Source organism: Cyclobacterium amurskyense (assembly GCF_001050135.1).
GTDB lineage: Bacteria > Bacteroidota > Bacteroidia > Cytophagales > Cyclobacteriaceae > Cyclobacterium > Cyclobacterium amurskyense.
The window spans coordinates 3196749-3208454 of the sequence record NZ_CP012040.1; the positions used below are offsets into that span (position 1 = coordinate 3196749).

The window sequence follows — 11706 nt, forward strand, 5'->3', positions numbered from 1 at the left end:
TCAAAGTTTTTTTGCAATCCTCAACTTGGCACTTCTTGCTCTCTTATTTGTTTCTATCTCTTCCTGTTTTGCCACTATAGGCTTTCTGCTTATAGGTTCTAGTGGTCGGATCGGATTGCCATAAAAATCTTTTTCAAGCTCACCATGAAGTTTGCCTTTGGTCATAATGTTTTTGACCATTCGGTCTTCAAGTGAATGGTAGCTCATTATTACCAACCTTCCTTCACTATTCAACAACTTGGTACTTTGCTCCAGCATTTCTTCTAAAGCAGCCATTTCCTGATTTACTTCGATTCTTAGGGCTTGAAATACCTGGGCACTATATTTTGCATATTTGCCTCGTGGCGCATATTTGTCAAGAAGGTTTTTGAAATCCGGAATGGATTCAAAAGGGATATTAGCCCTGGTAGAGACGATGGCTCTTGCTAGGGTTTTGGCATTCCTTATTTCTCCATAAATACCAAAAATCTTATGGAGTGCTTCTTCTTCGTAAGTGTTCAAAATAGTAGCTGCAGAAACATCTCCTGATTGACTCATTCGCATGTCCAGCTTTCCTTCAAACCTCGTAGAAAAGCCTCTTGAAGGCTCGTCAATCTGGTGTGAAGAAACGCCTAAATCGGCAAGGATGCCATCTACTTTTTCTACACCGTATATCTTCAGGTATCTGCGTAAATCCCGGAAATTGGCCATGACGAAAGTGAATTTTTCATCGTCAGGGGCGTTTTTCTCTGCATCAGGATCCTGATCAAAACCATACAAGTGTCCCTTGTCTAGCTTTTTTAGGATTTCACGAGAGTGCCCACCTCCTCCAAAGGTCAAATCGATATAGGTGCCGTTAGGGTCTATGTTTAAACCTGACAGGCACTCTTCGAGCATTACGGGAATATGGTAGGCTTGATTATGCACTTTTACCTAAGAATTTTTTGTTTAAATCACTGAATCTTTTTTCTTCTTTACTCATGAATGCTTCATAGCATTCCGGGTTCCAAATTTCAATTTTTGTACCTATACCTATCACAATGGCTTCTCTTTCTAATTGGGCATGACGTAGCATGGTTTTGCTAATCACAAACCTGCCAGTAGCATCTAAATCTACTGGGGATTCCCTCCTGAAAAAGGACCTTTTGAAAAACCTTACATCATCATCTGTATCATCTAGGCTGGCCAATTTGCTATGGTCTTTTTTAACTTCAACCATCGGTATCAATTCGAGACATGGCTCCAAACCTTTGCGCAGCATCATTTCCTGACCCAAGGATTCAGGTAATAAAGCCTTCATTTTTGAAGGCAATACCAACCTGCCCTTGGCATCCAATTTACACTCAAATTCACCGGTGAATGATGCCATACCTGTTCTTCCTGCTTACTGATTACAAAAGTAGTAAATAGCTAAACACTTTTTACCACTTTGCCCCACTTTTTACCACATTGCTATAAAAGTATCCAAATCTAACTAGAATCACAATTATTTTTAAAAAAATAAACGGATGGCTGCAGGGCTTACAACGGGCTATGAATCAGCAGGTAATCATCAGTAAATATACGATTTTATGAGTTTAAAGCCAGATTTTGGGGGTTTACTTGCCCTAATAAAAAGTTGAATATCTGGTGTGTTGAATAAGTGGGGAAAATTCCCTTAAATTCCCAGTGTTTGCCTTTTAATGTAGGATTTAAGGCTATTTTTTTCTTTCGATGGTGTAAGTTACCAAGGTTTCCAAAGAATTTTTAAAAGGGGACTCCGGGAAGTTTTCTAGTAAGGACAATGCTTCTTGGTAATAATTGTTCATTATTTTTTGAGCGTATTCCAGTCCACCAGATTTTTTAACAAAATCTATAATTTCATTGATGGTGCCTTTATTCTCACTTTTATTCCGGATCTTAAAAATGATTTTTTTCCTATCTACCCAGCTTGCATTTTGGAGTGCATAGATGAGTGGAAGTGTCATTTTTTTCTCTTTGATATCAATCCCTACAGGTTTACCGACAACGTCTTCTCCATAATCAAAAAGGTCATCTTTGATTTGAAAGGCCATTCCCACTTTTTCGCCAAAGAGTCTCATTTTCTCAATATTTTCCTCACTGGATCCAGCAGTAGCAGCTCCTACAGCACAGCATGAAGCTATCAGGCTTGCTGTTTTTTGTCGGATAATTGTATAATATACTTCTTCGGTAATGTCCAGTTTACGGGCCTTGGAGATTTGTAAAAGTTCACCTTCGCTCATTTCCTGTACGGCATTGGAAACGATTTTAAGTAGTTCAAAATCACCATTGTCCACACTAAGTAGCAGGCCTCTTGAGAGTAAATAATCTCCCACGAGGACAGCAATTTTATTCTTCCACAGGGCATTGATAGAGAAAAATCCCCGCCTGTAGTTGGCATCATCCACCACATCATCATGCACGAGTGTGGCCGTGTGCAATAATTCTATTAAAGCCGCTCCTCTGTAGGTTGATTCTGAAATATTGCCACTTACTCCTGCAGTTAAAAAGACAAACATCGGACGCATTTGCTTTCCTTTTCTACGGACAATATATTGGGTAATATGGTCCAATAATTTCACCTTGCTCTGCATAAAAGAGCGGAACTTCTTTTCGAAATCAGCCATCTCAGTGGCTATCGGGGCCTGTATCTGCTTTAAATCTTGGTTCATTTGAGCTTTAGATGGTGCAATAATACAATCTATTCCACCATTGACAAAACCACCCAATTGATAATTCTGTTTAATGAATTTTATTTTTGGTTATCTTTGATCAACTAAACTACATAAACTTGACCGACGACTATATCAAACACCAGTATGAGCCAATCCTTCCCAAGAAGGATGAATGGCCTGTGGTAAAGCTAAGTAAGAGCCGTAAAGAATTTATTCAACAGGTGGTGGAGTCGAGTGTTGACAATATTAAAGGGCTTACTGGCAATCAGTTACAGGCGCTTAAGGAGGAGTTGGAAATCACCCTCTTTAGAGAGAGAATGCGGATCAAACAAAATCCATGGGTGGTTGACCCTGATGATGAGAAGGACTTTTGGGCCGCTGTTAAAACATCACTATTGGAAATGGATGCGGACCAGCAAATAGATGATGAAAAAAAGAAACAACAATACTTTGAAGTTTTAACAAGAATTACCCGAAGGTATGCTGAGGAAATAGCGAGTAATTTTAAACACAGTCATTACAAGATGACACGAAGGATTGTATCCTTTGGCTTTTCTCGATTGCTAAATACTTCTAGGGTTAAAGGATTCAGGTCTATTTTCAGTAACCAATACAGGCTTCAGGATAAAATTCAAATTATTGGTGAAACCGATCAGTTAAGGGATTTGGCCTCCAAAGGAACCATCGTGATGGTGCCAACTCATTTTAGTAATTTGGACAGTATACTGATAGGCTGGACCATAAGTACTTTGGGTTTACCCCCTTTTATTTATGGGGCAGGACTAAACCTATTTAATATTCAGATTTTCGCTTATTTTATGAATGCCTTGGGTGCTTATAAAGTGGACAGGCGAAAAAAAAATCAGGTTTATTTAGAAACACTAAAGACCTACTCCAGAGAAGCTATTCAGTTTGGTTGCCACAGCCTTTTTTTCCCGGGAGGTACACGTTCCCGAAGTGGAAGCATAGAGTCCAAGCTAAAACTTGGCTTGTTAAGTACAGCCATTGAAGCACAAAGGGCCAATTTTCAAACTGAAAATAAGGAATTTGGTAAGGTGTTTATCGTTCCGGTAACTATCAATTACCATTTTGTACTCGAAGCACCAAGCCTTATTAAGGAACACTTAAACCATACCGGACAAGAACGCTATTACAGTGAGTCTGACGAATTCTCTACTTCTTATAAAATCTCAAAATTTTTAGTGAAATTTTTCACTAAAGGGTCTGACATTTCTGTGTCCATTGGCAAGGCCATGGATATCATGGGTAATTATGTGGACTCAGAAGGGAAAAGTAGGGATGCCCATGGGAGAAGCATTGATTGCAAGGATTACTTTATGGTAGATGGCAAAGTAAATGTAGATTTGCAGCGAGAAGAGGAATACAGTAAAAAGTTGGGCAAAAGAATCGTGGAGGAGTTCCACAAAATTAATAGAGTATTTAGCAGTCACCTGGTTGCTTATACAGCGTTCAGGTTACTCAAAAAGGAGAACAATAAATTGGATCTTTTTAGCTTGCTTAGACTTCCAGAAGAGGATCTTTACTTGCCTTATGAAACCTTCAAAGAAGCCTGTGGGCAGGTTTTGGCTAGGATTCATCAACTAAGAGAGGAAGGAGCTGTCCATATGGCCCCACACCTGAATGTGGGGCTTGAGGAGATCATACAACATGGCCTGCAAAATGTAGGGATGTACCATGCCAAAAGACCGCTCAAAAGAAATGAGGAAGGAAATATCGTTACCGAAGACATAAGATTATTGTATTATTATCATAACAGACTTGATGGATATGAATTGGAGAAAATCATCTGAAAATAAACCGATTGGGGTAATTGGGATCGGTAGTTTCGGAACGGCTATTTCCAATTTACTGGCTGAAAAAAACAATGTGTTGGTATATGCTAGGGATGAAGCGGTAGTCGAAGCCATCAATAAAACCCATATGGTCAAAAACCGAAAGTTGGCCCCAAGTATAAGGGCGACCACTGATCCGGAGATGGTATGTGATTCTTGCAATGTCATGTTTCCAATGATCCCCTCATCCGCGTTTCGAGAAGTAATGATAAGGTTTGCTCCCTATCTACATCCTTATCATTTTTTAATTCATGGGACCAAAGGACTGTCTCTCAATCTGCCAGAGGGTAAGGATCTGGGGAATATCAAAAAAATAAGACGTAAAAATATTTGTACCATGAGCGAAGTGATCATGGAAGAAACGGTAGTGGAAAGAATAGGATGCTTGGCAGGCCCAAATTTGGCCAAGGAGCTTTTAGAGAATCAACCTGGGGCCACGGTGATAGCAAGTAGGTACAATGAGGTAATTCGAGAAGGACAGCAGCTTTTGCGATCCGATAATTTTCAAGTTTATGGAAATTCTGACATTATCGGTGTTGAGCTTTCAGGCGTGTTGAAAAATATCATAGCCATTGCCTCTGGTGCCTTGTCAGGACTTGGACTTGGCGACAATGCCAAAGGACTTTTGATCTCAAGGGGAATGGTAGAACTGGTTTACCTAGGCAAAGCCATGGGAGGTAGCACCAAATCCTTTTTAGGACTAGCAGGCGTAGGAGACCTTGTGACCACCTGTAATTCCACACTCTCTAGAAATTACACTTTGGGATTTAGGCTGGCCAAAGGAGAAAAACTTACCGATATAGTGGCAGATATGGAAGAAGTGGCTGAGGGGGTAAATACTGTTAAATTGATAAAGTTGTTTTTAGAGTCTACAGATTTACGAGCCCCCATCACAGAAAACCTTTATAAGGTCTTGTTTGAAGATTTAAAAGTGGAGGCAGCCCTTCAATACCTGATGAAGTTCCCAATCTATACCGATATCGATTTTTTTGATTAGTGACTTTGTTGCTCTTTTTTTTAACCGATTCAAGGATTTGGCCAACTTCTTTATGGCTATTAGTAGGGATAAAAAAGGGAAGTGGTATTAGGAGATTGTGTGAGTTGATGGATTCAGGGCTTAATGAGATGACCACGGTTTTAGAATGATGGATGTATTTGATAAAAACAGCTAGGTATGAGTAAGGTGTTAATTTTTGGAGGAACTGGATTTATAGGCTTAAGTCTTGCAAATCATTTAAAAGAAAAAGGATTAGTCCCTATTTTAATTGCTAGGCATAAACCTGATCCATCTATTAAACATGAATTTCGAGAATGGGATGCCGTTACGTTGGAGGAATGGGTTGAGGACTTAAACAATGCCAAGGCAATTGTAAATCTGACAGGTAAAACTGTTGACTGCATCAAAACTCCGGAAAACTGTGATGTGATTCTTAGGTCAAGAGTAGATTCTACAAAAATTATCGGAGAGGCAATTAAAAAAATTGAACACCCACCTAAGGTTTGGGTACAAATGTCCACGGCACATATCTATGGTGATCCACCTTCTCAGGTGTGCACAGAATCTTCATCCACAGGGTATGGACTGGCCCCGTTTGTTGGTAAAGCTTGGGAAAAGGCTTTTTTACATGCATTACCAAAGAATATAAGAGGTGTTAGGCTACGTACAAGCTTTGTTATTGGTAGAAATGGTGGTGCATTAAAAAGTCTAAAGCAGATTGCCAAGTTGGGATTAGGAGGGAAAGTTGGAACTGGCAGGCAGGGGATGAGTTGGATTCATGAGTATGATATGAACGAATTGATTTACCAATCAATTTCTAATGAGAAATATACAGGAATGTATATCGCAAGTGCTCCAAACCCAGTGTCCAATACTGAATTTATGAAGCTATTGCGGAAAAAGTTAGGCCTGTCAATCGGATTATCAGCACCTGAATTTATGGTTAGGCTTGGAGCGAAATTGATTTTCAAAACAGATCCCGAACTCGCCCTTTATGGGAGGTATGTCAAATCAGAAAAACTTCAATCCGAAGGTTTTATTTTTAAATTTCCAGAACTAGAAAAAGCACTAAACGACTTGTTGTAACTTGAAGAGCTTGGAACATGGAAATGTTCTCTATTATGCAGAGGGTTCAGTTAATTCTTTTGGTTATATTTGTTTGTGCTGCTAAGCCATTGGGCTGAACAGTTTTTTCCATTAAATTTAACCGGATGATTTTGCGTTTGAATACCCTCGTTATTGTTGGGCTACTTGCTTTATGTTTTTCTTGTGTTGAAAAAGAGCAGCAGCCCTTTAGTTTTGTACAGTTGTGTGATACACAGCTAGGAATGGGTGGTTATGAGCATGACATTATGACATTCAAGCAGGCAGTTGTACAGATAAATGAGCTCAATCCTGACTTCGCCGTAATCTGCGGTGATCTGGTTCACAATGCAACTGACAGTTCCTATTCAGATTTTCTGGACATTATGGAGACACTAAAAGTGCCCTGCCATTTGGCACCCGGAAATCATGATGTTGGAAACGTGCCCAATGATACAACACTAAGTTTTTACAGAAAAACCATAGGGAAGGATTATTTCGATTTTCAAAACAAAGGATATTCGTTTATTGTGACCAATACCCAATTATGGAAAGTCGATATAGGGGATGAATCAGCTAAACAGGACCAATGGTTTGAAGAGACCCTTAAAATTCAGGAAGCTAAAGAACTTCCCATATTCGTTATTGGGCACTATCCTATTTTCCTGGAAAATCCGGAGGAAGAAGAGAAATATTACAATATACCTCCAATTAAACGCAAATGGATTTTAGATTTGTTTAAAAGCAATAATGTTTTGGCGTATTTGTCTGGACATACGCATAAATTGTTGGTTAACAATTATGAAAACATTCAGTTTGTAAGTGGTGAAACTACCAGTAAGAATTTCGACGAAAGACCTTATGGATTTAGGCTTTGGGATGTTTCTTCCGACACTATTCAACATCAATTCGTTCCTTTAAACCTCCCGCAAGAAAAGTAAAGATTTGCAGTAAAAAAGGTTCATCAATCAAATAGGAGACCATAAAAGAGGGGATGTCAATTTTCCCATCTTATTGATATTTAAGGAGTATTCATCTATTTAATCAAGAAACGCCACTATGAGCACAACCCAATACCAGCTTGTTTTTAAAATAGATGTCAATCATGCCTATTTTAATGGAGGAGAGGAGCCTGACCTATTTTTTAATCCTTCCGTTTCTTCCAACCAATCCTTTAAAAGGTTGAATTTTGTAGTAAATGGAAGGAAGGGCGGCATGGATTTATTTGCCAGGTCTCCCTTTCCATTGGTAGACTATTTAAAGACAATAGTTCTTGAAACTGGGATTGAGTTCTTTGATTTTGACATTCTTAGCAAGGATACTTCCTTCACTACTTATACTGACTTTCCTATAGACGGCTTAGGCTTGCTAAAGTATTCAAGTGATGATAAATTGAACCATACCGAAAATGAAATGACTGTTCTTCACCCTATATTTGAGAGTGATCTATATGCTTCTGCAATAGGGATGGTACGTGTCAGTTTGAAGGACTTAATAGCAACTTTAGATGCTGGGAGAAGTGTTCATTTTAATATCAACTTCAATTCAAGATCAATCCAATGGCAATATCATATAATAAATTATAGGGGACTACCCTTAACGGACATTTCCATTGCTAGTGATTCTGGCATTCATTTTAGTGGACCAACTGAAGTAGTCCTTGAAAATAATCAAACCGCACAGCAATTTGATAGCAATGTTTTAATTCCATTTAGGCAAAATCCTGAACATTCATTTGATTTATTAATGGGAGGAAAAATAATTGTCAAGGGCTTACCTAGTCCAAGCCCTTTAGGTGTTTATCCACTAGAAACTGACTCTGAGAAGATAATGGTCGCTGCTATGTACGTTAATGTATAGAAATAACTATCCCAAAGGAAGCTTAATTGTGCAGCTGAACTTTCTAGTCTTAAATTTTTTATCAATAAGTTTTTTCCGTATTTAGCTTAGGGTAGCTTTTCTTCGAAAAATCACCATAAACTCAATTTACCTCACTAAGTTTCTTCTAGCCCTAAAACGTAAGCGGCATCAACTGAAATTCGATCAAGCGTGTTTTTCTTTATAAATTGGCTTTGGTTGGTTTGTTGGACTTGATCTCTTTTACAAAAATAACTATGGATTGCCCTTCTTGGTTGGGAGGTATGGTTGGTGGTGCCGCCGTGCCAGGTGTGGGAATTGAAAATGACTACAGAACCTGCTTCGGCTACTATTATTTTCTCATCGGGATGTGAATCCATTGGGTCATTCATGGACTCGGCGGGTAATTTGGGTTGTAAATGAGTGCCTGGAACTACTCTGGTAGCACCATTTTCCTTATAAAAGTCATCCAATAACCAGATCGAATTACAAACCATATAATTCATGTTTTGAATGGATTCGGGCCAATCCACATGTAGTTTTTGTAAGCCTGCACCAGGGAGTGCTGCTCTATAATTGAGTGAAGAAAGCTTGAACTGGTCACCAAGAACCAGGCTGATGGCTGCCAATACTTTGGGCTGAGTATAGAAGATGTCAAAGGCAGCACCTTTGTTTACCAGGTCACCTAATCTTGTGGCTCCTGACTCCTTTGGATGCCGGATACTGGGAGATTGCATCAATTCCGACCCGGCATTTTCACCCTCTTCTTCAAGTATTTCGTTTATACGAAGCCTTATTTTATGTAGGCTCTCATCTGAAAGTAACTTACCAAGGTTAAGGTATCCGTTTTTTCTTAAAAATTGTTGTTCCTCTTTCGAAAGCAAATCTGAAGAAACGCCCATTTTTTGGAGATGTTCATTCATAGTCTTTTGGGTTTTATTGGTTTTACGAATCAATCAAAGCAATATTTATTCAAGTTTCTCCAATCTTTTCAATAGTGGAGGGTGTGAATAATTGATAAACACATATAGAGGGTGTGGATGGATGTCTGAAAGTGTTTTTACCGAAAGGGTTTTCAATGCAGTAGCAAGGGGAGGACCGCTGTAAGTGGTTTTCGCAAAATTATCTGCCTCAAATTCATTTTTCCGACTCAAATAATTCATTCCAATTCCTATAATCATAGATATAGGCGTAAATAACATGGAAAAACCAATAATATTGAGGTGTACTGCCATTTGACTCCCCCCAAGTGCCAAACTCAAAGGTTCGCTGAATACAAATAGTGAGAGGATATAAAGAATTAATCCTGTTTGAATAACTCCTGCCACCAGTCCGGATTTTATATGACCTTTTTTATAATGACCGATTTCATGGGCCAATACGGCTACCAGTTCTTCCTGCGTATGCTGGGCTATTAAAGTGTCGAAAAGCACTACTTTCTTTCTTTTGCCAAAACCGGAAAAAAATGCGTTGGCTTTTGAAGAACGTTTACTGCCATCCATTACAAATACATTTTTCAATGAGAAGCCCACTGAGTTGGAGTAAGAAGTAATGGCCTCTTTCAATTCACCATCTTCTAATGGAGTAAGTTTATTGAATAAAGGCAGAATCAAGCCGGTATAAAATAAGTTGGCCAAAAGCATAAATAGAGAGGCTACGATCCAGAAAATCCACCAGAAATCCTGACCCAATTCAAGGATGAGCCAAAGTAGAGTTGCAAGTAAGCCCCCTCCAATAATGATGGAAAGGAGATAGCCCTTTAACTTATCCATGAAAAATGTTTTTACGGAACTGGTATTGAAGCCAAAGTCATTTTCTATTTTAAATGTTTGGTAATAGTCAAATGGAATAGAAAAGATATCTGAGCCTATGAAAACAATTCCAAAATAACAAAGTGTGAGTAATATTGGGTTTTGAATGTACTGCCTGAGCCACTCGTCCAACCATCCGAATAGGCCAAACCCGATCAATAATAAGGTAATTACAAATGTAAGGGTGCCCGTAATCAAGCCAAATTGGTAGCCTGCTTTCTGATAGGCTTTGGCTTCTTTTAATTTGTCAGCATCAAGATAGCCTTGAAGGGTAGAGGGTATTGCCTCGGTTTTTTTGTTGACATTGAGGTAGTTTATGATTTTTTCAAATACATAATTAAAACTTACTACCAGAAGCAGTAGGTATTTGATTGTCTCTTGGTCCATGGTACAAAATTATTAAAATTTAGGACATGGCAGTATGGTGTCTCTTTTTCTTGGAGCGCCAGGGTTTTTTGGAGGGAAAATATAGGAAAGACTGATTTCATGTGCACCACCGGACTGAATGCCTAGCTTAGATACAGTATAGTCAAAGCTATACCCAATATTTAGCCCTGTAGGCAAATTAAATCCGACCATTAGAACTACAGCATCCCTGTTGCTTTGTTTTTCTACAGGCTTATATGGAAGTCCTCTATACCAAAAGCCAAGCACAATTGGTTCAAAATAAAAGTACCCACCAAGGTCAAGTTGCTCAAATGGGCCCTGTCGTTTATAATTGATGGTTGGGGTAAAATACCTCTCTTTGTAGGTATGTGTAAAATCATTTCTAGGCGAGCCTCTTCCTAATGAAATTCGGTAGCCGGTGTGAATGGAGTACTTAACAGGTAATCGGCTGAAACTCTCGTCCAAAAAACTTTGATTGGGTTGATTTATATGGTGGGTAGAAAGACCAAACCAAAAATTATCAGTAAATACAAGCCCTCCAAACGAAACTGAGAAAAAATTTACCGGATCGCCAAGTCCAGGGATGTCATTTCCAGGTAGAATAGGGCCAAATGGGTCGGCAGGGTTTATTTGATTGGCAAAGACGAGGTTTTCATAAAAGCCTACGTCCCGGCGCATATAGCTTGCCTGAAAACCTGGTTTGAAATACAAGTTGTCTGCTAGTTTAAGCTCATAAGATAAAATACCGGAAATATGGGTAGACTGCAGCCCTGAAACTCCTTCTGTGTCATTTGTAACCAAAAAGCCAACACCTATGTTGTAATCTTCCACATAGGTGTCTCCATAAGCAGAGAAAGTAGAGAAATTGGCTTCCAGCCCCGGCCATTGGTTCCGGTAATTCACACCAACTCTGGTAGCAAGTTCTGCACCTGCAAAGGCAGGGTTAAGGTAGAGTGGAGCAGCATAGTATTGACTATATTGAGGATCCTGACCATAGGCATGAAATCCAGTGGTCAATAGCACTATGGTTAAAAAAACTGTATTTATTTGTGCCTGAAACAAAG

Annotated in this window: 11 protein-coding genes; 5 read left to right on the top strand and 6 right to left on the bottom strand. The window is 39.1% G+C overall.

Annotated features, from left to right (window positions below):
• The 3 genes from rsmH to CA2015_RS13265 form a co-directional block, all read right to left on the bottom strand.
• On the bottom strand, positions 1-906 hold the full coding sequence (gene rsmH, locus CA2015_RS13255; RefSeq protein ID WP_084011766.1) for a 16S rRNA (cytosine(1402)-N(4))-methyltransferase RsmH: 906 nt from the start codon (positions 904-906) through the stop codon (positions 1-3).
• A complete protein-coding gene (gene mraZ, locus CA2015_RS13260; RefSeq protein ID WP_048642346.1) occupies positions 899-1348 on the bottom strand; it encodes a division/cell wall cluster transcriptional repressor MraZ in 450 nt (149 codons plus the stop codon). Before mraZ ends, rsmH begins: the two co-directional genes overlap by 8 nt.
• A gap of 328 nt (positions 1349-1676) precedes the next feature.
• Entirely contained in the window at positions 1677-2651 is a 975-nt protein-coding gene (locus CA2015_RS13265) for a polyprenyl synthetase family protein (protein ID WP_048644517.1), read from the bottom strand.
• Between the two features lie 119 nt (positions 2652-2770).
• On the opposite strand from CA2015_RS13265, the gene CA2015_RS13270 reads away from it, so the two are divergent.
• The 5 genes from CA2015_RS13270 to CA2015_RS13290 all read left to right on the top strand — a co-directional run bounded on the left by CA2015_RS13270 (position 2771) and on the right by CA2015_RS13290 (position 8447).
• Positions 2771-4465 carry a 1-acyl-sn-glycerol-3-phosphate acyltransferase gene (locus CA2015_RS13270; protein WP_048644518.1) on the top strand — a complete coding sequence of 565 codons (1695 nt, stop codon included), beginning with the start codon at positions 2771-2773 and terminating at the stop codon, positions 4463-4465.
• Entirely contained in the window at positions 4443-5504 is a 1062-nt protein-coding gene (locus CA2015_RS13275) for an NAD(P)H-dependent glycerol-3-phosphate dehydrogenase (protein ID WP_048644519.1), read from the top strand. The genes CA2015_RS13270 and CA2015_RS13275 overlap by 23 nt, the downstream gene beginning before the upstream one ends.
• 177 nt (positions 5505-5681) lie before the next feature.
• A complete protein-coding gene (locus CA2015_RS13280) occupies positions 5682-6590 on the top strand; it encodes a TIGR01777 family oxidoreductase (RefSeq protein WP_048642347.1) in 909 nt (302 codons plus the stop codon).
• 125 nt (positions 6591-6715) lie between these two features.
• Positions 6716-7528 carry a metallophosphoesterase gene (locus tag CA2015_RS13285; RefSeq protein ID WP_048642348.1) on the top strand — a complete coding sequence of 271 codons (813 nt, stop codon included), beginning with the start codon at positions 6716-6718 and terminating at the stop codon, positions 7526-7528.
• A 118-nt stretch (positions 7529-7646) separates the two neighbouring features.
• A complete protein-coding gene (locus tag CA2015_RS13290) occupies positions 7647-8447 on the top strand; it encodes a hypothetical protein (protein WP_048642349.1) in 801 nt (266 codons plus the stop codon).
• Positions 8448-8581: 134 nt separating this feature from the next.
• Here the strand turns inward: CA2015_RS13290 and CA2015_RS13295 are convergent, their stop codons facing one another.
• Genes CA2015_RS13295 through CA2015_RS13305 form a run of 3 tightly spaced genes read right to left on the bottom strand, consistent with a single transcriptional unit; the run spans position 8582 to position 11689 of the window.
• The gene (locus CA2015_RS13295; RefSeq protein ID WP_048642350.1) at positions 8582-9367 is read right to left on the bottom strand and encodes a phytanoyl-CoA dioxygenase family protein; all 786 of its coding nucleotides are present in this window, start codon (positions 9365-9367) and stop codon (positions 8582-8584) included.
• 45 nt (positions 9368-9412) lie between these two features.
• Entirely contained in the window at positions 9413-10642 is a 1230-nt protein-coding gene (locus tag CA2015_RS13300; RefSeq protein ID WP_048642351.1) for a M48 family metallopeptidase, read from the bottom strand.
• 12 nt (positions 10643-10654) lie between these two features.
• Entirely contained in the window at positions 10655-11689 is a 1035-nt protein-coding gene (locus CA2015_RS13305) for a PorP/SprF family type IX secretion system membrane protein (RefSeq protein ID WP_262485600.1), read from the bottom strand.
• Positions 11690-11706: the final 17 nt, after the last annotated feature.